The organism is Vreelandella songnenensis (genome assembly GCF_003002925.1).
Classification (GTDB): domain Bacteria; phylum Pseudomonadota; class Gammaproteobacteria; order Pseudomonadales; family Halomonadaceae; genus Vreelandella; species Vreelandella songnenensis.
Genome location: NZ_PVTK01000001.1, coordinates 295,104 through 315,965, shown reverse-complemented (window position 1 = coordinate 315,965; position 20,862 = coordinate 295,104). Strand labels below are relative to the sequence as shown.

Annotated in this window: 22 protein-coding genes and 1 tRNA gene; 17 read left to right on the top strand and 6 right to left on the bottom strand. The window is 50.4% G+C overall.

The window, feature by feature from the left end:
• Nucleotides 1–32 precede the first annotated feature (32 nt).
• From B0H98_RS01425 to B0H98_RS01360, 15 genes are all read left to right on the top strand, one after another.
• Nucleotides 33–980 carry an AEC family transporter gene (locus tag B0H98_RS01425; RefSeq protein ID WP_106373290.1) on the top strand — a complete coding sequence of 316 codons (948 nt, stop codon included), beginning with the start codon at nucleotides 33–35 and terminating at the stop codon, nucleotides 978–980.
• A gap of 66 nt (nucleotides 981–1,046) precedes the next feature.
• Nucleotides 1,047–1,123 (top strand) — tRNA-Arg (locus B0H98_RS01420).
• 166 nt (nucleotides 1,124–1,289) lie between these two features.
• On the top strand, nucleotides 1,290–2,486 hold the full coding sequence (locus tag B0H98_RS01415; RefSeq protein ID WP_106373289.1) for a tyrosine-type recombinase/integrase: 1,197 nt from the start codon (nucleotides 1,290–1,292) through the stop codon (nucleotides 2,484–2,486).
• The gene (locus tag B0H98_RS01410) at nucleotides 2,483–3,280 is read left to right on the top strand and encodes an isochorismatase family protein (protein ID WP_106373288.1); all 798 of its coding nucleotides are present in this window, start codon (nucleotides 2,483–2,485) and stop codon (nucleotides 3,278–3,280) included. The genes B0H98_RS01415 and B0H98_RS01410 overlap by 4 nt, the downstream gene beginning before the upstream one ends.
• A 565-nt stretch (nucleotides 3,281–3,845) precedes the next feature.
• Nucleotides 3,846–4,151 carry a helix-turn-helix transcriptional regulator gene (locus tag B0H98_RS01405; protein ID WP_106373287.1) on the top strand — a complete coding sequence of 102 codons (306 nt, stop codon included), beginning with the start codon at nucleotides 3,846–3,848 and terminating at the stop codon, nucleotides 4,149–4,151.
• Nucleotides 4,148–4,375, top strand: coding sequence for a hypothetical protein (locus tag B0H98_RS01400; protein WP_106373286.1), 228 nt, complete (start codon nucleotides 4,148–4,150; stop codon nucleotides 4,373–4,375). The genes B0H98_RS01405 and B0H98_RS01400 overlap by 4 nt, the downstream gene beginning before the upstream one ends.
• Nucleotides 4,376–4,512: 137 nt before the next feature.
• Entirely contained in the window at nucleotides 4,513–5,067 is a 555-nt protein-coding gene (locus tag B0H98_RS16925; protein WP_146130223.1) for a hypothetical protein, read from the top strand.
• On the top strand, nucleotides 5,060–5,377 hold the full coding sequence (locus B0H98_RS01390) for a hypothetical protein (RefSeq protein ID WP_106373284.1): 318 nt from the start codon (nucleotides 5,060–5,062) through the stop codon (nucleotides 5,375–5,377). The genes B0H98_RS16925 and B0H98_RS01390 overlap by 8 nt, the downstream gene beginning before the upstream one ends.
• Nucleotides 5,370–6,362 (top strand): toprim domain-containing protein, encoded by a 993-nt coding sequence (locus tag B0H98_RS01385; RefSeq protein WP_106373283.1) that lies wholly within the window; start codon nucleotides 5,370–5,372, stop codon nucleotides 6,360–6,362. The genes B0H98_RS01390 and B0H98_RS01385 overlap by 8 nt, the downstream gene beginning before the upstream one ends.
• On the top strand, nucleotides 6,355–8,145 hold the full coding sequence (locus B0H98_RS01380) for a DUF927 domain-containing protein (protein WP_106373282.1): 1,791 nt from the start codon (nucleotides 6,355–6,357) through the stop codon (nucleotides 8,143–8,145). Before B0H98_RS01385 ends, B0H98_RS01380 begins: the two co-directional genes overlap by 8 nt.
• Complete coding sequence (locus B0H98_RS16920; RefSeq protein ID WP_146130222.1) at nucleotides 8,142–8,786, top strand: hypothetical protein; 645 nt, start codon at nucleotides 8,142–8,144, stop codon at nucleotides 8,784–8,786. Before B0H98_RS01380 ends, B0H98_RS16920 begins: the two co-directional genes overlap by 4 nt.
• 7 nt (nucleotides 8,787–8,793) lie before the next feature.
• A complete protein-coding gene (locus tag B0H98_RS01375) occupies nucleotides 8,794–9,708 on the top strand; it encodes a hypothetical protein (protein WP_106373281.1) in 915 nt (304 codons plus the stop codon).
• A 903-nt stretch (nucleotides 9,709–10,611) separates the two neighbouring features.
• Nucleotides 10,612–12,774, top strand: a complete 2,163-nt coding sequence (locus tag B0H98_RS01370) for an AAA family ATPase (protein ID WP_106373280.1) — start codon at nucleotides 10,612–10,614, stop codon at nucleotides 12,772–12,774.
• A gap of 80 nt (nucleotides 12,775–12,854) precedes the next feature.
• The gene (locus tag B0H98_RS01365) at nucleotides 12,855–14,144 is read left to right on the top strand and encodes an HNH endonuclease (protein WP_106373279.1); all 1,290 of its coding nucleotides are present in this window, start codon (nucleotides 12,855–12,857) and stop codon (nucleotides 14,142–14,144) included.
• A gap of 43 nt (nucleotides 14,145–14,187) precedes the next feature.
• Entirely contained in the window at nucleotides 14,188–15,309 is a 1,122-nt protein-coding gene (locus tag B0H98_RS01360; protein WP_106373278.1) for a DUF3800 domain-containing protein, read from the top strand.
• 312 nt (nucleotides 15,310–15,621) lie between these two features.
• On the opposite strand, the gene B0H98_RS01355 is transcribed toward B0H98_RS01360, so the two are convergent.
• The 3 genes from B0H98_RS01355 to B0H98_RS01345 form a co-directional block, all read right to left on the bottom strand.
• Nucleotides 15,622–16,248, bottom strand: a complete 627-nt coding sequence (locus tag B0H98_RS01355; protein ID WP_106373277.1) for a LysE family translocator — start codon at nucleotides 16,246–16,248, stop codon at nucleotides 15,622–15,624.
• 72 nt (nucleotides 16,249–16,320) lie between these two features.
• Nucleotides 16,321–17,265: a LysR family transcriptional regulator gene (locus B0H98_RS01350; RefSeq protein ID WP_106373276.1), complete on the bottom strand. Its 945-nt coding sequence runs from the start codon at nucleotides 17,263–17,265 to the stop codon at nucleotides 16,321–16,323.
• Complete coding sequence (locus tag B0H98_RS01345) at nucleotides 17,262–17,993, bottom strand: B3/B4 domain-containing protein (protein ID WP_167392637.1); 732 nt, start codon at nucleotides 17,991–17,993, stop codon at nucleotides 17,262–17,264. Before B0H98_RS01345 ends, B0H98_RS01350 begins: the two co-directional genes overlap by 4 nt.
• 252 nt (nucleotides 17,994–18,245) lie before the next feature.
• Between B0H98_RS01345 and B0H98_RS01340 the strand changes: the two genes are divergently transcribed.
• Both B0H98_RS01340 and B0H98_RS01335 read left to right on the top strand, forming a co-directional pair.
• A complete protein-coding gene (locus B0H98_RS01340) occupies nucleotides 18,246–18,485 on the top strand; it encodes a DUF333 domain-containing protein (protein ID WP_106373274.1) in 240 nt (79 codons plus the stop codon).
• A gap of 135 nt (nucleotides 18,486–18,620) precedes the next feature.
• Nucleotides 18,621–19,121, top strand: a complete 501-nt coding sequence (locus B0H98_RS01335) for a CreA family protein (RefSeq protein ID WP_106373273.1) — start codon at nucleotides 18,621–18,623, stop codon at nucleotides 19,119–19,121.
• Between the two features lie 31 nt (nucleotides 19,122–19,152).
• On the opposite strand, the gene B0H98_RS01330 is transcribed toward B0H98_RS01335, so the two are convergent.
• From B0H98_RS01330 to B0H98_RS01320, 3 genes are all read right to left on the bottom strand, one after another.
• Nucleotides 19,153–19,686, bottom strand: a complete 534-nt coding sequence (locus B0H98_RS01330; RefSeq protein WP_106373272.1) for a CAP domain-containing protein — start codon at nucleotides 19,684–19,686, stop codon at nucleotides 19,153–19,155.
• The gene (locus B0H98_RS01325; RefSeq protein WP_106373271.1) at nucleotides 19,679–20,167 is read right to left on the bottom strand and encodes a pyridoxamine 5'-phosphate oxidase family protein; all 489 of its coding nucleotides are present in this window, start codon (nucleotides 20,165–20,167) and stop codon (nucleotides 19,679–19,681) included. Before B0H98_RS01325 ends, B0H98_RS01330 begins: the two co-directional genes overlap by 8 nt.
• 124 nt (nucleotides 20,168–20,291) lie before the next feature.
• A complete protein-coding gene (locus B0H98_RS01320) occupies nucleotides 20,292–20,858 on the bottom strand; it encodes a YIP1 family protein (RefSeq protein ID WP_106373270.1) in 567 nt (188 codons plus the stop codon).
• Between the last annotated feature and the right edge of the window lie 4 nt (nucleotides 20,859–20,862).

Sequence of the window (20,862 nt, the reverse complement as noted above, 5' to 3'; positions counted from 1 at the left end):
TGTGAGTGTACTGATTTGGTAGAGCGACCTCTGTGAACCTACTTGACCTGTTTACCCAGACGCTGGATATCACCCTGCCGGTATTTGCCATGGTGTTTCTGGGAATCGGCCTGAAGCGCCTTGGCTGGATCGATCGGGCCTTTGTATCGACCGCCTCGGCGCTGGTATTCAAGGCCACGCTGCCCACGCTGATCTTTCTCAGCCTGATCAAGGCCGATATAGGCGTGGCGCTGGATATCCCGATGATGCTGTTTTTCGCCCTGGCCACCTTCTGCCAGTTCGTGCTGAGCTGGCTATGGGCGTGTTACCGCATTCCCTACGCCGAGCGGGGCATCTACGTGCAAGGCGCCTTTCGTGGCAACTGCGGGGTAGTGGGGCTGGCGCTTGCCGCGGGCATGTACGGCAACTACGGGCTTTCCGCCGGTAGCCTGCTGGTAGGCGTGGTGATCGTGATGTACAACGCGCTTTCGGTCGTCGTGCTGGCTACCTACCAGCCGGGGCAGGCCACCAACTGGAAGAGCATTCTCAAGCATATTGCCACCAACCCGCTGATCATTTCCGTGGTGGTGGCGCTGCCGTTTACCGCGCTCTCCATCTCCCTGCCCAGCTGGGTGATGACCTCCGGTGACTACTTCGCCTCGCTCACGCTGCCGCTGGCGCTGATCTGCATTGGCGCCACGCTCTCCATGTCCAGCATTCGCGATAAAAGCGATGTGGCACTGAGTTCCAGCCTGATGAAGATGGCCGTGCTGCCGGTGCTTTCCACCGCCGCGGCCTGGCTTGCGGGGTTTGACGGCGAGCGCCTTGGCTTGCTGTTTCTGTTTTTCGCAAGCCCCACGGCCGCGGCCAGTTTCGTGATGGTAAAAGCCATGGGCGGCAACGCCGCCCTGGCCGCCAACATCATCGCCATCACCACCCTGATGGCCAGTATCAGCATCACCCTGGGCATTTTTGCCCTGCGCCTGCTCGGCTGGGTGTAATAACGTGCGCGCGGGTTGGAGTGTTTTACCGAACACGCTATACTACGCGCCCCTTCTGTAAGCCAAGTCCCTGTAGCTCAGTAGGATAGAGCAGCCGCCTCCTAAGCGGCAGGTCGCAGGTTCGACTCCTGCCAGGGACGCCAACTGGGGTTCTTTAGAAGTCCTGGGAAGGCCTAAAAAAGAGTACAATACTCTGAAATACATGGTTTTTTAGCTCCTCATCGTTCCTCGCTGTTCCTTCCCAATCTCGGTGCTAAGTGGTATACCTGTTGGTATATACCTCCATTCGAAGTTGCTCGGTATACCAACATGGCGCTAACTATCCGACAAATAAACACAACCAAGCCAAGCACGAAAATTATTAGCCTCTCTGATGGCTTGGGATTAGAACTCAGGATCTGGCCTGATGGCCGCCGTGGATGGCGTTTGCGGTACACGCGACCCAACGGCAAGCGCAACATGACCAGCCTGGGTATTTACCCTGAGGTAAGCCTTGCTGAAGCGCGAGAGAAGCGGGCAGACATAAGGCGGCAGCTATCCCAGGGCATTGACCCCGTAGAGCAGAAGCAGAGCGACAAACGCCAGCAGCAGTACACCACGCAAAACACGTTTAAAGTGCTGGCCATGGAGTGGCATGCCGCGATGGTGCCGCGCTGGAAAAAAAGCTCTAAACGTGCCAATGACAGCAAGCGCGTGCTTGAAATGTATGTTTTCCCCAAAGTGGGAGATCGTGCGATAGAAACTATCTTGCCCCTGGAATGGCTGGAAATGCTTCGCGGCCTTGAGGATGCGGGCAAATTCGAGCAGAGACGACGTCTACACGCTTTTTGCCGGGATATTTACCGCTTTGCCATCATTACGGGTAGGGCTAGCTACAATCCTCTTACCGACCTAAATACGGCGCTTAAACCGTACAAGAAGAGTAGCTTTGACCACATACCCCAAGAGGAGCTGCCGGAGCTTGTGCGCAATATTGAGGCGTACGATAAAAGCCCCATGGTGCGTGTTGGTCTAAAGCTGCTATTGCTGACCGCCGTGCGCCCTGGGGAACTGCGCAAAGCTGCGTGGGCAGAGTTCGACCTGAAAGCCGCCGTGTGGAAGATCCCAGCTGAGAGAATGAAAATGGGCAAAGCACACCAAGTGCCCCTACCTACACAAGCCATTGATGCGCTGCGCTACCTGCACACGCTAACAGGCCCGTTCAAGCTACTTTTTCCTGGTCGCAACGATCCCAGAAAGCCGCTATCAGATGCGGCCTTTGGCATGGCTCTAAAGCGTATGGGCTATGAAGGGCGTCACGTACCCCACGGCACCCGACATGTGGTGGCCACCGGCTTAAAAGAGTTGGGCTACCCCAGAGAATGGATAGAGCTACAGCTATCGCACAAGCTGCCTGGCATTGAAGGCGTTTACACCCATGCCCAGCACATGGCACCGGATCAGCGGCCCGCCATGATGCAGTTTTGGGCGGATTACTTAGAGAAAATTGGAACGAGGTTAGAATGAGGCTCAAAATCCCTGTTCATTGCCCAAGCTGTAACACTGAGACAAGGATCCGCTCAAGTCGGAAAATGACGAATGGTTACTATGTCACTTACCGAGAGTGTAAGAATAAGGCTTGTGGCGCGCGCTTTAAATTTGACGAAACGTTCTCTGACTTCACTGACGATGAGCATCTCAAGAGTTTCAGGCTTGATAGTTTAGAAATAAGCCAATGCGCGCTGATAATTATTGATCAGCAAGATGCAAACGCATATTTCTCTTACACTCAAAAGCGCAATAACCCTAAAGCAGAATCACATATGCTTAGGTTGCTTAATGCTTGGAGAGAGCATTCCCTTACCGTCATCCACGTGCGTCATATATCAAAGAATTCAGATTCGCCTTTCTCTCCAGGTAGTCCAGGCTCTAATTTTCAACCGGACTTCGAGCCATTACCCAATGAGCACATTGTTGATAAAAGCATACCCGATGCTTTTTTGAGTACAGAGTTAGAGCCTTGGTTGAGGAAGCGCGGTATAGAGCAGTTGGTTATCTGTGGCGCGACTAGTGATCAATCAATTGAAGGAACGGTAAGAACGGCGGGTAATTTGGGGTTTACTGTTTGGGTGCCTGATGATGCTTGTTATACGTTCTCAAAGTATGGCTATGATAGTTCGCATATTCCGGCAGAATTTGCACATATCATTGCCATGACAAACCTCCATCAAGGGCAATCGACCGTCGTAGATACTTCCATGGTGCTCATGGCGATTGAGGCGGGTGTAAGCGTCGGTGGGAAAGGCGCAGTTCGTCACTAACGCTAGCCTTGAAATCAGTCAACACGCGAAAGAATGAGACTTCTTGTTGTAGGATTTGGCATTTCATACAACAGCGCATGCAGGTGATTAACGTTTAATGAAGTTATTATAAGTATATGATTTTTAATATAATAATTTGCATGACGTGCATTTTTGCTGTTGGTTAGCTGCCAGAGTCACTTGATATCGCTTCGATATTGAAGCTATAGCAGCGTGTCAACCTTTCTTAGTGACTTTCTGTTGTATATCCATACAGTTCTTACAACAGCGCTTTCTGGTAGTCCTCCTCGTTCCTCGTCAAGCTAGTGGTGTCTCAAGCGTAAGGCTTGCAGCGTCGCCACTAGCTAAAGGAACCCATCATATGGCTCATCAAAAACCAATCTTTCCTTTGTCATCCAAAGCCGCTTTGGATGCCCGGCTAGCTGTCCAAAATCGTTCGCGTTCCATCCCGTTGGGCGGGAATCGTGGCACAACGCGCACCGATGGCGCGTCATTCTCATAACCGTCAAGCTTCATAGGGCCACTAGGGCACTTGCCTGGAATGACACAGCGAGGACACAAATCAATGCCTGAACTCACCACTCACACACCGCCTTTCAGAACGGTGAACAAGATCCAGCTAGGTAATCGCCTGCTGCGTCGCAAGGAAGTCGAGCAGAAAACCGGTAAAAGCCGTTCGGCCATTTATGACGGTATTCGCCAGGGCACTTTCCCGGCCCCGGTGCCGATTGGCGGCAAAAGCGTTGCTTGGCTAGAGGAGGAGGTGGATAGCTGGATAGCCAACTGTTTGGAAGAGCGCAAACGCCAGCGGCTAGAAGGCATCCCCACCCCGTTACGCATGACCACACACCAGCCGGAGCGCCACGCATGAGCCAATTTGAATTCACTATCAACGGCACCACGCTAAAGCTCACCGCTGGCGATGTGGTCAAGCTTGAAGCCGCCATGGTAGACGCCACCAAATCGCCCAGCAGAAAGGCATTCCGTAAAGGTTCGACCGGTGATATCAGCGCTCAATGGTTAGATGGCCAGGGCGATGGCTTGGAGCGCTTCAACCGTCACCAGCCACCTGCCGAGATCCTTACCGACTGCTAACCCCCTAACCCTACCAAATAGGCATAACGCTGCTGGGCCAAGCCCAGTGGGTATGGGGAAGTTTTGCCCAAAGATCGCAAAAAAGGCCCCAGAGCGGGGAGCACTGGGGCCAAGCGAAGTTACATCAAAGGGAAGACATGAAGCCTATCAAATTGTGCGTAATTTGCTGCCTCAAAAGCTTGCGAGGAACACTGGGGAATGCTTATCATGATAGTGCTGTAGCAAAATCTACAGCCGGGCGTGAGAACCCGAGTTCAAATAGGCGCTACAGCGCCCCTATCACTGCAGGCGCTTTTTTTCCGCCTGAAGTGCGTCGTTATGGCGGCTGTGCGTGGGCACGCTTCGGCGTGGCCGGTTTCCTATTTGACCGGTTTCTCACCCTGCGTACAGTCGCCTCCAATCGTGTGAGAACGGTTGTTGGTGACTCCAAAGATCAAATAGGAGTCTTACCCATGGCCAATCACAGCCAAGGTGCGTACACGCACACCCAAATTTCCCCCTCGCATATCGCTACCGCGCTAATCGGTGCAAAACTGATTGCCTATCGTGTGAACCGTAAGCCTGAACAGCTTCAGCAGCTGTTGGGTATGGCACGTATGGCCACCGCGCTAAACGCCCTCTCTTATCAAGAACACGACCAACTACTCATCGAGCTTGAGCGCCTATGCGTCGAGGAGGTGGGTAATGCTTAATTCACCCATCCCCCCACGCCTTGAAGATGCGGTTTGCCTTACCGAGGCCGAGTGTCTTTTGATCGACCCCCGCGCCAGATCAGAGGATCTTTTCGACCAGTGCGAAACCCGCCTGGAAGCAGCTAGCAATCTCATGATGACACTAAGCACGCTAGATGCGCCTGGGGCCTGCGCTGATGTACGTGATCTAGCTAACGTGGCGTTGTCTTGCCGCTTACTGTTAGCCGACTCGCTTGATTTGCTCATGGCCGCCCGCGTAGCCGAAAAACGCCAACAAGCGCCTGCCAGGAAGGGGGGCGCTCATGCCTAAGACGACCGTTCAAAAAATCCAGCAAGTGGCTATTGCCGCGCTTAATGACGCCGAAACGCTAGTGGCTGAATGGCTGCCAGATGGTGCGCGCCAGGGCAGCGAATGGGTAGCACGCAACACGGCCCGCGACGACCAGGGGAAAGGCTCGTTTGGTGTGTCACTGGCCAGCGGCAAGTGGAACGATTTTGCTGATCCCGACGCCCACGGCGGCGACCTTGTGTCGCTGCTTAGTTACCTGCGCAGCTGTCGGCAGGTAGACGCCGCCATGATGATCGATCAACGGTTGGGGCTGGGCATTTTTCATCGTAACGGTGAGGCGCAAACCTCACCCCCCATTGCAGTTACCCCCACCAAAAGCCAGCTACGCCAGCAGGCGGAAGCGCAACGCCTAGCGGCCCAACAAAAAGCCGCCCAACTGGCCAAGCAACTTTGGCTCAATGGCCAGCCTGCTTGCCCTGGCCATACGTATTTGGTGAGCAAAGGGATTAGCCCTTACCGACTGCGCCAAACACCCAAAGGCCAGTTAATGGTGCCGCTTTATGCGGATGGTGAGCTGGTCAACGTGCAACTGATCGATGCCCAAGGGAATAAGCGTTTTTTGAAAGGCGGGCAGGTGCTGGGGGCTTACTCCCCGCTTGGTCGTGTCATGCCTGGAAAGACCCTTTATGTCTGTGAGGGCTGGGCCACCGGGGCCACGATCCACGCCCACACCCGCGAGCCAGTGGCGTGTGCCATGCACGCGGGCAATTTAGAACCGGTTGCGCGTGGCCTATGTGAGCGCTATGGCCACCTTGAAATGGTCATTGCAGGCGACGACGACCGCGCTACCCCTGGAAACCCTGGCCGTACTGCCGCCAATGCCGCCGCGTTAGCGGTTGGGGCACTGGTGCTGTTCCCGGCTTGGCCGAAAGAAGCCCCGCATATCCTGACCGATTTTAACGACTTGGCGTGCTGGTATCGCCAACAAGGGGGCCACCATGAGTGAGAAAAAACGCGAGCAGCAAAGCCACCTTGCGCTAGTTGGCCAACCCACTGCGCCGGAGATCGACACGTTAGAGCGCCCAAGCTATGCCGTGTATGAAGGCCAAACGCTGGTAGATGGGAAGCTGTTTCGAGCGGGCACATGGTTTCACGGTATTAAGCAGGGCCAAGGTGATGATATTGGCCAACCGTTTGATCTATGGATCTGTGCGCCGCTGCATGTGGATGCTGAAACGCTAAACAGTGATGACGGCAGCGTAGGCCGCTTACTGCGCTTCAAGCACCGGGGCAAGGTCATTGAATACGTCATGCCCATGGAAGCACTGGCCGGGAAGGGCGAGGAGATATTAAAAGCCCTTTTCCGCCAGGGCCTAAAAGTGGAGTACCACCAGCGGCGCTATGTGCCTGCCTATATCGCCAGTCACCACGACTTAAATCGAGTGCTGGCCACCACGACCAAGCCGGGCTGGCACGATGCAAGCGGTGCATTTGTTCTCCCTAGCAAAATCTTAGGCGGCCAGGACGTGCGCTTTCAGGACAGCGGCAAGGGTGCCCACCTATTTTCTGAGCGGGGCACGCTGGAAAGCTGGCAAAGCGAACTGGCGCACTACTGCCAGGGAAACCCGGTACTGATCCTGTCTGTTTGCTGCGCACTGGCGGGGCCACTGCTTTCAAAGGTAGGCGTAAACGGCGGTGGCGTGCATTTGGTGGGTGACTCCTCAAGCGGTAAGTCACTGGCTCAGGCTATCGCCGCCTCAGTGTGGGGCGACCCTAGCCGTTTTGCGGCTTCTTGGGATATGTCAAAGGGTGGTATCGAGATCGAGGCATCATCACGCAATGACACGGTGCTGATTCTGGACGAGATCAAACGCGCCGATCCCAAGCGGGTACAAGAAATGGCCTACGCCATCGCTAACGGCACCGGCAAAGGCACCATGACGCGGGAGCGGGAAGGTCGCCCCAAGCTTTATTGGCGTGTTTTGGCGCTTTCCAGTGGGGAGCGCTCGCTTTCTGAGCATGCGGCCATTTCAGGCAATGCCGCCCACGCCGGGGCAGAGCTGCGCATGGTGGACGTAAACGCGGGCACCCGCACCTATCGCGCCTTTGATGATGTTCATGGCATGAGTGGCGCCGCATTCCATAGGAAGCTGACAACAGCAACCGCGCACCACTACGGCATGGTGGGGCCTGCGTTCGTGGAGCGCTTGATTAAAGAGACTGATCCCGACGTTTTCTATCAGCGCTTTGCAGAGGTGCGTGATGCTTTTCCAGCGGAGGGGCCGCAAGCGGGCAGGGTAGCGGATCGTTTCGCCATTATCGCGCTGGCAGGAGAGATAGCCGTTAGTTACGGGCTTTTACCCTGGAAGCCCGACGATGCCGCGAGTGCCTGCCGCCAACTGTTTGAGGAGTGGTTACTTACGGTCGGTGACGGTAACGCCGAAGATCGTCAAATACTTAGCGCGCTATCGGATTTTATCGCTATGCACGGTGACAGCCGCTTTTCCGACATCGCCGCTACCTTGCCTAATCCCAACGTTAAGCACCGTGCCGGTTACTACGAAATAGAGGGCTTAAAACGCTTCTACCTGTTTAACCGCGCTTCACTGAGCGAGGCTGCCTCAGGCTATGGCCGAGAGCGGGTGATACGCACCCTGGAAACCTACGGTGTGTTGGCCAAGGTGGATTATGGTCGCAACCAGAAAAACTACCGCCTGCCAGGAGGAGGGAGCACGCGCTTTTTCGTCATTGATCCCGACAAGCTGGAGACAGAGCGGAGGAACCCATGAAAAACCAAGCGTCATGGGCGAATTCTGGCGTTCTCTCCCTATCCGTTGCCGTTTCAAAAATAGCGGCTACAGGTGGCAGCCTACAAGGCACTGAAAATAATAGGCTTTATGGCTGTTGCCGTGTTGCCGCCTTTTTCGAGTGTCAGAGAGAGGAATTATATAGAGGGGAAATTCACGCCTGCCAGGAAAGAGGAGTTTCGGCCCATAAGCTCAAGAACCTAACTACGCGTGAACCTAGTTTCTATGGCAACAGTGGCAACAAGGCAACGGCCAGCAACCACGCGGGTTCTAGCGTTGCCTTAGTAATAAGAGAGGTGGCAACAATGGCAACACATATCTTTATATACCTATGTAGTTGTGTGTCTGTTGCCATTTCAAAAAACCGTGGCAACAGTGTTGCCACTAAAAAATCTATTAAAATCAGTGAAATAGACCCTGTTGCCTTGTTGCCACGATTTTTGCGACCTAGAGGGTGGAAACACACAGGTGAGCGTATTCCGTTCGTACTGCGAACAACTTCAAGCGATCTAGTGACGCCGACCCCTTTCCCTTCCTGGCAGGCGTTTTTCACCCAGCTAAACATTTCCCGTTGGTGGGGCTTTGGCTCCACCGTTTCACCCGCGCACCCATGCCAACAGTGAGGCCAACATGACTGAGCAGACACCAGCCACCACCCAAGCACCTGAGCAGGAGCAATGCACCATGCAAGCAACAGATAACAAGCACTTCAAAGCCCCCGAAGCTGCCGTGAGCGGTGAAACTGAAACCGAGCTGGAGACGGAGATCGAGCAGCTACGCGCCACTTACCTCGCCCGGCGCTCGAAGCTCGAAAACGTGGCTGGCAGGTTGGCCAAGCTACGGAAAACGCTCGGCGCCCTACAGCACCAGACGAACACAACGAAGGATGCTTGGCGGCAAGATTTCGTGAAAGGGTTTGGGGAGCAGAGCAAGGCGGTACGTGACCAGCTTAAGCAAAAAGGCCAGTTGACGTCTGAAGCCGAGCAGACCCAGGAAATGATCGAGCTGCTTGAGCCGCAACAGGAATGGCTCAAGATGCAGACTCATTTGGCCCGACAACCGTTGGAGGGAGCTATCGGTCGTCTTGCGGAAATTTCATCCCGCAAGAGGTTGATGAAATGTCTTAAGGATATTAGCAATAGTGAGGAAATGGTCGCCTTGAGCGCTGAGCTGCCAAGGCTGTTCAAACGCATTCATGAAGGGACTTACAACGATTATGCTCACATGGCGAGGCTAGGAATTGATGTTTCAAGCCAGCCAGGGAGCAGTATCGATCCCTTGATGGATAATGCTAGTCGACTGTGGACTAGCGAAGAGATTGAGCGCCGCCAACATGCTGCATTGGGCAAACTATTGATGGACGTCATGCCCAAAGCCAAACCGGTGCCCACGCCAGGGGTTTTACAGTTGCCTTCATTGCTCGCCTGCGAAGCAAACGAACGTGAATACCCATCGCCCATTGGCTTTAACCGCCGGTTGAAAGAACTAGAAGCGCAAATGGAGTATGTACCGAGCCTGGACGACTTGGACAGCGCCCAAGCCTAACCAATCCATTCTCAAGCGTATGGCCAACGCCCTGCCTTTGTGCGGGGCGTTGTCGTGTTAGGCGAGTGAGAGGAGGGCGGAAGGGGAGCCAGCCTTGTGCGAGCGCCTACAGGGCCTCATGCGGCGATGTTGCCAACCATCCACCCCCACACCGGCCGCGACCCACGCCGCGCACTCGACACCCCGCCCCGCCCGCGCGCTAAATGTAGTGGTTTTTATGCACCCCTGCGCCCACCGCCAAGCCGCGCCGCTGCTGGGCTGGCTGGTGGAAATTGGGTGCATGAAAATCATGCGAATTCATGCAGGGTTATGCACTTTCAATAGGCCGAAGAGAGGGCAAGAGCCTAAAGCCAGGCCATCGGCTGGCCGATAGCTTAGAAAGGTATTCTTGAGAAGGCCTGTCAGTGCCTAGGCGTTCCAGTGAGCGGCGGCGCAGAGTGGTCTAAAGTATCAGATGATTGGGTTGTACAGGCTTAGTTAAATGAGGAATACTGCTTAAATATAATGAAGTAGGGAAGTAGTGCCCGATGGAACTAATTAGCTTGTAACCATTGATTTGCGATTCACCGGTCACCGTTGGTGGTACAGAGAAGCAATGTCATTCCTTTATTACAAAAGCACCTATGTTTTTCGATTTTTGCTTTTTAAGTGAGTCATCTCTCTCGAAGTTCAACCATCCCCGACCCCAATTAGGCGTGCAGAAAAATGCAACAGGCATGCAAATCTTTAATATTAAGGAATCAATATTAAAAAATATTATAAGTTTGGATGAATTTACAGAGAGCATTTTCCTGACAAGCTTACCGAAACGTTCATCCAATCATACGATTGGTAGTCTAACACCTGTAATGTGCTACTTAGCATCCTGTCAGTCTCAATACTAACTAAAGCATAGGGAAAAATATGATTACTGAATTGCATATAGAAAATGTTACAAGCTACAAAAAATCTTCAAAATTATCGCCTGTTAATAAGGTTTGCCTAATTTATGGGTTGAATGGAACAGGTAAAAGTACTATTTCCAATTACTTATATAATCCTAGCCTGAAAGAGTACAAAGACTGTAGGCTTAATAAAAAATATGAATGCGAAATACTGGTCTATAATCAACAGTTTCTAAATGATTACTTCTTTGAAGAAGATGGTTTGAAGGGGATATTTACATTATCTAAAGAAAATAAAAATATTTTGCAGAAAATTAAGCAAGAGACAACAAAGCTAGAGAAATTAGAAGAAGATAAGGAAACCATTGACGAAAAGCTAGTTGATATACAAGCTAGACTTAATAGTCAAAAAGAAAATGCCACAAACAATGTTTGGAAGATAAAAACAAATTACTCTGGTGGTGATCGTGTTTTAGAGTATTGTCTAGATGGGTTGAAGAGAACTGAAAAACTTTTCGATCATATAAAAAGCATTGCATTGCCTTCCCAAAAGCCTGAAGATACTATAGAAAAACTTAAAAACGAGGTGTCTTCAATACAAGGGGATAATGCAGTCAGGATTCCTAGGTTAAATGAGTTTAGCTTTTCTGGTTCCAATATAGAGAAAAATGATCTGTTTGAGAAAATAATTGTCGGAAGTCAAGAGGGTAGTGTAGCAGAGTTCATTAACAAGCTGGGCAACATAGATTGGGTAAGAACTGGTCTTGGTTATATCCCTGAAGAAGTTTATGAGAATGCAGCAGAGTGTCCATTCTGCCAAGAGAATACAGTAACTCAAGAACTACTTAATTCGATTAAAAATGTCTTTGACCTTTCATATGAAAATGATGTTGCAGCATTAAAAAAATTGAAAGCAAGCTATCAAGAAGCTGCTGAAGAGCTTGTTTTTGGCAATATTGATGATTTAATAGTGACAACTTCAGAAATCTCAAAGCAATGGAGATTAGCGGTTGAGCAATTAAAGTCAATACACATAGAAAACACACTTTTAATAGAGAATAAATTAAATAACCCAAGTACGCCAATAGAGCTAAAAAGTAGTGATAATGCTATATTTCAGATAAATGATGCTATAAGCAAATTGGATTCATTAATTGTCTCTCATAATAATAAATTGGAAAACAAAAGTAATTCTTTGAATGAAATAAAAGCTCGCTTTTGGAGGCTTATGCGCTGGGAGTATGACCAAACGCTATCAACATATGAAGCTGAGAAAATCAAGCTTCAAAGAGAAGAGTCTGGGATAATGACAGACCAATCAAATAAAGTAGTAGAGATAAGCACCGCTAATCGTAATATTTCCACTTTCAGAAAACAAACAGTAAATATTGAAGAGGCAATTGATAATATTAATAACGCTCTTCTGGAAATAGGAGTAGTTGGATTCTCTGTTGTCAAATATGGAGAGAATCTCTACAGGGTTGCCAGAAGTGATACAGATTCAGATGCATTCCATTCATTAAGTGAAGGTGAGAAAACTGTAATAAGCTTTTTATATTTCATTGAGCTTTGTAAAGGTGAGAAAGCGGCTGAAAGTAGTCCAAAGAAAAAGGTTGTTGCGATCGATGATCCTATATCAAGTCTCTCTCACCTATACATATTTAATATTGGACAGCTTATTAAAAAGATATTTTTCAACTCAAATTTATGCGAGCAAGTTATTGTTTTAACACATAGTTTGTATTTTTTCTACGAACTGACCCATACGAATAAAGAGAAAAGAAATGCAACTCAGAATCTTTACAGAATAATTAAAAATTCAAGTGGTAGCTCAATCGTAAGTATGAAATATGAAGAAATTCAAAATGACTATCAGACATATTGGTCAATGATAAAGGACGAATCTACTCCTCCAGCACTCATAGCAAACTGTATGCGGAATATTATTGAATACTTCTTTAGCTTTGTTCAAAAGAAAGACTTTAATGATGTCTTTCAAAAACCTGCTTTATCAGCAGATAGGTTCAAGGCATTTTATAGGTATATGAATAGAGAGTCGCATTCTCTTGGTCAAAATATATTCGATATTAAAGAATTTGACTACGAAGTGTTTAAAGACGGTTTGAGGTTGATATTTGATGAGTGTGGGTATATTGAGCATTATAATGCAATGATGAAATAGTAAATGAATGTGCATAAAGAATTGTTTTAGATGACGCCCTAGGCGCACCTGAATTAGTATATATATTATAAGGGAAGACGATGAATAACTTCGGGATTTTATTTTTTTCAACAAGCCAGCTAGGAGGGATTCTTGATATTGGCTACACCTCAGAGCAGAGTGAGATTATTACTGACTTACTTTATGTATTTGATGCTAAATTTGATGTCGATAAACAAGAGGTCAGTGTTGATTATAAACAGAAGTACACAACTTTATTCCAAGCAAGACTTAAAGTATTTATTGAAAAATATAAAAGTGTATTGCCTTCAGTTCAAAAGCTAGGTGCAAGATTCGGAAAATTAGAACAAGATGAATGGTTTTTTATCTTGCCTCCGATAGAGCTTAATACAAAACAAAAATATAATTTAGAAGAAGAGTTAGACATTCTTAATGGTCGTAAAAGCAGCTTAAACGAGGAGCAATTGCAGAAATTTTTTGGTGATGTACTGGATAATTATGAAATTATAACATTTGATTTGGATAAAGATAAAAAAATAAAGATTGGCGAAGGGCAAAAAAATAAACGAATTTGTAGGTTCTGTCAGCGCGGGATTTCAGATGTCAGTTTTACACAGGAGGCTCATGCGATATCGGAAGCTCTTGGAAATAAAAAGCTTATACTAAACGAGGAGTGCGATAACTGTAATAAGTTTTTCGACGAGAATATCGAAAGAGACTTTATCTATTATCACGATTTAGCAAGGACGATGTTTGGAATAAAGAACAAAAAAAATGAAGTCCCGGAAATGAAAGGAATTGATTTCCATTTTTATCAAAGTAATGAAAACAATTTATCAATTGCAGTTGTTAGTGATTCTATAAGTGGAGAAAAGAGTGGTACACCTGAAAGTACAGTCTTCAGAACCGGGAACAAAATAAAAATACAAAATATTTACAAGACGTTGTGTAAGTTTTCTTTAAGCGTTATTGGTTCGGAGCATGTAAGCCACTTTTGTGAAACTATTAGATGGATTAAAGATGAAAAGGAGGCTACTGCCTTGCCGAAAATAGCTGTTTTAAATAGCTATGATTTTTTTACTAAACGACCAGAGCTGAATTTGTATTTAAGAAATAATAATAATAAAAAACTACCGTACTTAGTTGGAGAGTTTAGATTTACATTCTATATGTATATTTTTATTGTCCCATTCTCTGATAAAGACAGTAGGGATTTTTTGAGTGAAGAAGATTATGAAGATTTTTTGAACTGCTTTAATCATGTTAAGTCAAAAGAAGGGTTTGAATATATTGACTTCTCTCAAAATGTTGAACGAGAGTTAAGTTTTAATATTAATTTTGAGAAAGAAAAGACTGATAAAATATTGTAGCGGAATAGCCGCTGAATGCTATATAATTTTCTAGGAGGGTAAAGTGTATTTTTATATAGATGAAAGTGGGCATACAGGTTTGAATCTGTTCGATGAGTCCCAGCCTTTTTTATATTATGGAGTCTTACGTTCGAAATTAAATTTAGATTTGCTTGCCGAACAAGATTTAAAGCCTCTCCGAAAAAGACTTGGAGTTGAAAGGCTGCATGCGGCTGATCTGGGGAATGGACGTTTAGTCGAAATAGCTCAAGAGATCAATAAGATTAAGAAAAAGTATGGTCTTGGTTTTGATCTCTACCGAGTTGCCAAGGCAGACCATGCCTTAATCAGTTTTTTTGACCAAGTATTCGATCAAGGCATGAACCCTGCCGTACCTTGGAATGCCTATTGGACGCCATTAAGATATGTTCTTTTAATTAAAGTTGCATATCTTTTTGATGAGAAAACTTTAAAAATGGCTTGGGACGCACGAATAAGTGCTAACGATCAAAAAGCACAAAAGCTTTTGATCGAAGTTTGCGAAACTATTTTGGAGCGAGTCAGTGACATACCTGATGCTAGATCTCAAGAAATAATAACGGATGGCTTGTCTTGGGTGGTCAGCAATGTCGATGCTATTTCTTATAACGTAGACACTAAGAAAGATGCTTTGCAAATATCGCCGAACCTTGTTGGGTTCCAATCCGTCATGCATGGAATAGCTTCTCGTTTGGGAAAAGCAAAAACAAAGGCCAGTAAGGTGATTGTTGATAGACAATCACAATTTAATGCTGCTCAGGAGTATATAGCTAATTTTTATCATGAGGCTCGTGATGTCCCTTGGGCCATCGGCCCAGGCTTACCTGAAATGAATTTAACCCATATGCCTACTATTCCAATCACATGCACCGCTGGTACAGATAGTGTTGGCTTGGAGTTGGTTGACATCTATATTTGGGTTTTCAAGCGTCACATGGAAAACAAATCACTGGCCAACGAGCTTGCCCCTATTATAAATGGTCAGCTTCACCGTGGCAGCTATGATGAGATCTCAATTAATGCACTAATGAATCGGTGGGGAGAATGGTTTCAAGACCTGCCCGAGCCTTCGAAAGGTGATCTAGAAAAAGCAAAAAAAATGATTCATGAGCAAGAGTTGGCCAGAAAGCAGCATGTCCAGAACTGAACTAACAATTTGGCAATTAGGACGCTCGAAAGCACGCGCTCGTTACATTGTTTTTTTCTAAAATATCGCTTTTGACTATAAGCAATCCATATTTGCCACGAATAGCACGATGATATCCAATGTGAGGTCGTCAGTGGGTCGTCAGTGGGTTGTGAGGAGGGATGGTATACGAGGTGGTATATTGCCTCTTTACAATTTAATAAATTGTTTTTTAAGATCATTTGCTTATAGTGTATTTTAGACTCCTGCCAGGGCCTTTACCTTCAACACCCCAATCAATCATGCCCCCACTACTACCGTGCATACGCGGCATCAACCTGGAATTATTAACCTCAAGCCCAGCCCCATGAAAATGCTGCCAGTAACGCGGTCAAGGATTACGCTGGCCTTACGCTGTCTGGTAAGCCATTGACCAACGGCGCCGGAAAAGTAGCCTAGCAAAGAGAACAGTACGGCGGCCTGCAAGGTGAAGGTCAGGCCCAATGCCGCCAGCTGCATGGGAACCTGACCGTGGGTGGCGACCACGAATTGCGGGAGAAAGGATAGGAAGAAGAGCACCACCTTGGGATTGATCGCGTTGGCGATGCAGCCTTTGAGAAACAGGCTACTCAACGAGCTTTCCACTGTTCCCACGGTTTTCACGCCTGCTGAACCGCTGCTGCGCCAGGCGTTGATCCCCAGCCAGACCAGATACAATCCGCCCACGGTTTTCAGCAGCGTGAAGGCGGTAGGAGAGGCTGCAATCAGCGCACTGACGCCGACCACGGCCAGGAGCGTGTGGCTCAAGCAGCCTGCCGCACAGCCCAGGCCAAAGGCGATTCCTTGCCTGCGTCCGTTGGATATACCCATGCCCAGCACCATCAGGTTGTCAGGGCCAGGCGTGGCGGTGATAAGAAGCGCCGCTACAAGGAATCCGGAAAATTGTTCCAGCGTTAACATGGGGTTCTCTTTACGTTGGGCAAGGGCTTATTGATGCCATAAAGGGCACAGACGAGCTTGAATCACCTGGCGTCACGCGTCGTTGGCCAAGCCGCTGGGGCTCAGGAACTGCGATCCTCGACAATGTTGGTAGACGAAGTGGCGGAACCACTGTTGTTCCTGTGAGGTATGAGTACGCCTGTGCCACGCCACCCAGTAGCGGAATCGGTGATCGAGAAACGTTAGCGGGCGCCAGGTAAGATTTGCCTGCTCGGTCCAGGTCTGGGCAATGTGCTCGGGTAGTACCAGCAGCATATCGCTACCCTGCAAGGCGGTCATCGCGGCAGAGTAATAGGGCACTGTCAGCCGCAATTCACGCGCCAAGCCTTTGTGGTGCAGGTAAGCATCGACAAAGCTGTCCTTGTCTCCTCCAGCACTGATCTTCATATGGGGCCAGCCCAGAAACTGGTCGAGAGTCAGATTTTTAGTAGCTGCCAGCGGGTGATCCCCGCGCATGCAGCAAACGGCGACATCCTCGCCGATCACCCGGCCATGGATATCGTCAGGCGCGTCTTCGACCATGCTGGTAATCAGGTCGACAGAGCCACTGACGAGCCAATCGAAGCGATTGGCCTGCCAGGAGACGAAATCGATACTCACGCCGGGTGCCATTGATGCCAGATCTTCAAGCAGGCTTGGCAGTATGTATTGGGCAACATGGTCAGAGCCTGCCATGGTGAAACGGCGCTGGCACTCATGTGGCAGAAAATCTGGCGTAGCCGTGATGCTCTGAAGCTGTTCGAGCACGGCCTGCATCGGCTCTACCAGTGCCAGCGCACGTTCGGTCAGTACATACTCGCGGCCCTGGCGCACCATCAGGGGGTCGCCCAGCGCCTTGCGAAACTGTGTCAGGCTTCGGCTCAGGGTAGACTGGCTAGTGCCCAGGCGTCGTGCTGCATGGCTTAAATTACGCACCTCCAGAATCGTGACCAGCGCGGTGAGCTGAGAGATGCTCAGGTTCTTGAAGGCAGGATTCATGAGATGTCTTGATCAATCTGAAACACCGCGCTCGGGCGCGTGGCGTCGAGCACGGCGTGGCCAACGCGTGTGCCGCCACAATAGCGTTCCACCAGGTCGATGGCATCCGCAATCGCGGCGGTTACCTGGTCTTCGCTCGTGGGGGGAAGCCCGTCGATATTGAAAAATACCGTAGAGGTAGTAGGCAGTGTGCGGGTATCGCCTGCCTGTCGCCATGTCCAGCGCCGAGTCAGCACGCGAGCGCCTTCGGTGAGCACGATTTCGCCAGGGGGAATGGTTTCCGTTTCTTCACCGACATTCGGCAGAAATCGGTCATGCTCGTTCGCTTCGCGCAATTCGATGGAAGTAGTGTCTTCGCCGATAGGGTGCACCCCGGCTGGCAGTCTGTAACGCAGTGAAAGCAGGTTGCCGATATCAACGAGCGGGTTGATGTCTGGAAGGTTGCTGGGCTTGAGTACGCGACGAGCCAGAGCCTCGATGGAACTGCGGTGCTCGGAAGGCTTGGCACCAAACTGGCGGTAAGCGTCGCGCCAAGCTGCCATTTCTGGAACATCGGCGGGATTGCCCGATATCCGGGTTCGCAAGAGCTGCTCACTCTCGCGAAGTAGCTGCGTCAATTGCGGATGGGGTCGAGAGTTGTCCAGGCCCGAAAAAGCCACCACGCCCCGGCGGTACGCCGGGTGAGCGGTAAAGATTTCGGGGCGGATTAGATAGGAAATAGCGCGCACAGAAACTCCGGGAGAATACTCGGCAGTTGTGAATGAGCCCACTATAGCATTGGCGAGCCATTCACTAATTGCCGATATCTGCATAGCATCTATGCAGGTTGTGAATACCGTGCAGGTGCCTTATTGCCGCTCAGATGATGACCGTCTTGCCCATGGCTTGAAAGCGCAAACGTTGACTATAGTGAACAGAGCGCAGGCCTTATCGGCGCTGCCAACCACCCGCTCAACGCATTAACACAAAGGGAGAAGCGCATGGCTCGTTATGGCCTGTTGGTCTTGATAGGGATGGTACTGGCCGGGTGTTCGACCCAGGGCACTACCGCGGGCGCTGAACAGGCGCAGCAGATCGCCGTCAATTACTGTGAGCAGGAGGGCGGCGAAGTGCGCACGCGTCAGGAAGCGGGCGAGACGCGCCAGTATTGCCACCTGGTGGAAGGGCGGGTGGTAGAGGTCAATCTGCTGTATCAGACGGAAGGGTTGCGCGTTCACTGAATACGTAGCCGTATACCGCCATGCCGTGAATCGATTGATAACGCGCCGGGCGTACTGCCGGCGCGTTTCCCTGTTGGGCTTCTAACTTGATACTCTCTCATCCCCTTCATATTAACGCCCAAGGAAGTCACGTTTATGCCCAAGCTCCCGTTGTTGTCTCGAGGCGCTGCCGTTGGTTCGCTTGCCGCCCTGCTGGCGCTGCTGCCCGCCACGCTGCTTGCCCAGGATGCCCATATCGGCAGCGTGCGCACGGAATTTCGCATGCTGGGGCCGAATAACACCATTGAAGTGGAACGCTTCGATGACCCCAAGGTGCAGGGAATCTCCTGCTATATTTCCTACTCCCAGATTGGCGGTCTTTCAGGGGCCGTAGGGCTTGCCGAGGAAGCCAGCGAGGCGAGCGTGGCCTGCCGGCAAACCGGCGAGATCATCTTTGACCCGGCAGAGGTTAACGAGCAGGAAGTGATCTTCACCCAGCGCCGCTCGATGCTGTTCAAGAACATGCGCGTGGTGCGCATGCACGATGCTGAAACCGAGACGTTCGTGTACCTGACCTACAGCACCAAGCTGGTGGATGGTTCACCCAAGAACGCGGTAACGGCGGTGCACTATGGCGATTTGACACCGGCTCAATAGCGGATGCCATCAAGCCGGTAGGAGTGGGGCGTTAGCGGGGCTGGCCCAGGGCCTGGGTCCAGTAGTGGTTGTAGCGCGTTTGGGGGTTATCGGCTTTCGCCATGCCCATCTGGGTAAAGGCGCTGTTCATGATATTGCTGCAGTGGCCGGGGCTTTGTAGCCAGCCCTCCACCGCGCCGGCGGCTGACGGGTGGCCGGCGGCGATGTTTTCACCCACGGCGCGCCACGTATAGCCTTGGGTTTCCACGCGCTGCTCGATCCCCACGCCTTCGGGGCTTGTATGGCTGAAGTATTCCTTCTCGGCCATATCTTCAGAGTGCGCCTTGGCGGCCTCGTGCAGCTTGCAACTCCAGGTAAGCGGCGCTACCGAATCAAAGGATTGCTCGCCGCACTGGCGGGCTTCGCGTCGCGCCTCGTTGACCAGGTCGAGCATCGCCTGCTGCTGTTCCGTGGGCTCGCACTCACCGGATTCGGAGGCCCACGCCGGGCCAGCGCCGAGCAGCACCAGGGCCAGGCAACGAAAAAGCGCCCGGTGAACAGGGCGCTTTACGAATGAATCAACCACCGAATTTTTCATTTTCACCAAGATCCGGGGTGGCATCTTTCTTGAGGTTGGCCTTGGCAATCTCGTAGAGCTGGTAGGTCTTGCTCTCCTTGGATTTCCAGTGCTCGCCCATCTCGACCTTGATTTCCAGAAGCGTGACGTCCGGGTCGTCCTTGCCTTCCGGGAACCAGGCGGCCACGAAGGGATTCCAGTACTTGTGAATCAGCTCGCGGTCATCGTTCAAGTTGGCCTTGCCGGAAAGCGAAACGTACACGCCATCATCCTGGTCGGAGAAGCTCAGGCACACGTCATGATCACTTTCGGTTTCAAACACCTTTTCGGCGCTGCGGCGGGTGTAGAACCATAGCGTGCCGTCGTACTCTTCCTGCACCAGATGCATGGGCCGCGCGCGGGGCGTGTCGTGGTCCATGGTGACCAGCATGCCGACTTTGATATCCTTGATCATCTTCCAGATCTTCTGCTTATGTTCCGGGCTGGACATAGCGCCACTCTCCTTATGATTTGGGTACTGCGATAGACATGACCAGTGCGATTGCATCGTTCATGACTCTTCACAGACTAGACAGCATTGCATGTCTCGGCAAACGTAGGTGCAGTGTTGGTATTCAGTAAGCCCAGATAAGCGCAAACAGGACCCCCCATCCCAGAGCGCATGCCGCCATGATGGTGTAGGTAACTGAAATGGTAACCATATCAAATGCCTTGTGGGTACAAAGGGCCTGTAACCCGTGGTAAAGCATGCTGCAGGAAACGCCCAGCGCCGCGAGTATGACCCCAACGTTGACCCATAAACTGGGTATCAGCAGTACCAGCGACGATACGAACAGCGGCAGTGGGGCAAGGGCTGCCAGTAGATAGGCATCCTGATAGCGGATGGATAGCGCTTCGGTACCGTTGACGACTGCGTGTATTACCCATCCCAGGACAAAGAAGCTTACCAGCTCCGCAAGAAAGATGACCGTGGTGATGAAGCGCCACTCCCGATCGGCAAAACCGGCCATGAACGCATCCCCATAATGGGTGCCTGCAAAATAGAGCATGACAGGTGGCAAGAGCGCCATGGGCAAGACCACGAACCACGCGAGTAAAGCAATGGAAGGGGAGGACGCTTGAAGCTCTTTCCAACCGGCACGGTGGCTGAACGGCAGCTTGAATAACGTCAGTGCATTCATTTCA

What these genes read in the sequence shown, in the direction of transcription:
- B0H98_RS01405 (WP_106373287.1), top strand. Translation starts at nt 3,846, where the DNA reads ATGCCTGAACTCACCACTCACACACCGCCTTTCAGAACGGTGAACAAG.
- B0H98_RS01350 (WP_106373276.1), bottom strand. Translation starts at nt 17,265, where the DNA reads ATGAATCCTGCCTTCAAGAACCTGAGCATCTCTCAGCTCACCGCGCTG.
- B0H98_RS01385 (WP_106373283.1), top strand. Translation starts at nt 5,370, where the DNA reads ATGCCTAAGACGACCGTTCAAAAAATCCAGCAAGTGGCTATTGCCGCG.
- B0H98_RS01415 (WP_106373289.1), top strand. Translation starts at nt 1,290, where the DNA reads ATGGCGCTAACTATCCGACAAATAAACACAACCAAGCCAAGCACGAAA.
- B0H98_RS01355 (WP_106373277.1), bottom strand. Translation starts at nt 16,248, where the DNA reads ATGTTAACGCTGGAACAATTTTCCGGATTCCTTGTAGCGGCGCTTCTT.
- B0H98_RS01325 (WP_106373271.1), bottom strand. Translation starts at nt 20,167, where the DNA reads ATGTCCAGCCCGGAACATAAGCAGAAGATCTGGAAGATGATCAAGGAT.
- B0H98_RS01365 (WP_106373279.1), top strand. Translation starts at nt 12,855, where the DNA reads ATGAATAACTTCGGGATTTTATTTTTTTCAACAAGCCAGCTAGGAGGG.
- B0H98_RS01370 (WP_106373280.1), top strand. Translation starts at nt 10,612, where the DNA reads ATGATTACTGAATTGCATATAGAAAATGTTACAAGCTACAAAAAATCT.
- B0H98_RS01400 (WP_106373286.1), top strand. Translation starts at nt 4,148, where the DNA reads ATGAGCCAATTTGAATTCACTATCAACGGCACCACGCTAAAGCTCACC.
- B0H98_RS01340 (WP_106373274.1), top strand. Translation starts at nt 18,246, where the DNA reads ATGGCTCGTTATGGCCTGTTGGTCTTGATAGGGATGGTACTGGCCGGG.
- B0H98_RS01320 (WP_106373270.1), bottom strand. Translation starts at nt 20,858, where the DNA reads ATGAATGCACTGACGTTATTCAAGCTGCCGTTCAGCCACCGTGCCGGT.
- B0H98_RS16925 (WP_146130223.1), top strand. Translation starts at nt 4,513, where the DNA reads ATGAAGCCTATCAAATTGTGCGTAATTTGCTGCCTCAAAAGCTTGCGA.
- B0H98_RS01375 (WP_106373281.1), top strand. Translation starts at nt 8,794, where the DNA reads ATGACTGAGCAGACACCAGCCACCACCCAAGCACCTGAGCAGGAGCAA.
- B0H98_RS01335 (WP_106373273.1), top strand. Translation starts at nt 18,621, where the DNA reads ATGCCCAAGCTCCCGTTGTTGTCTCGAGGCGCTGCCGTTGGTTCGCTT.
- B0H98_RS01410 (WP_106373288.1), top strand. Translation starts at nt 2,483, where the DNA reads ATGAGGCTCAAAATCCCTGTTCATTGCCCAAGCTGTAACACTGAGACA.
- B0H98_RS16920 (WP_146130222.1), top strand. Translation starts at nt 8,142, where the DNA reads ATGAAAAACCAAGCGTCATGGGCGAATTCTGGCGTTCTCTCCCTATCC.
- B0H98_RS01390 (WP_106373284.1), top strand. Translation starts at nt 5,060, where the DNA reads ATGCTTAATTCACCCATCCCCCCACGCCTTGAAGATGCGGTTTGCCTT.
- B0H98_RS01380 (WP_106373282.1), top strand. Translation starts at nt 6,355, where the DNA reads ATGAGTGAGAAAAAACGCGAGCAGCAAAGCCACCTTGCGCTAGTTGGC.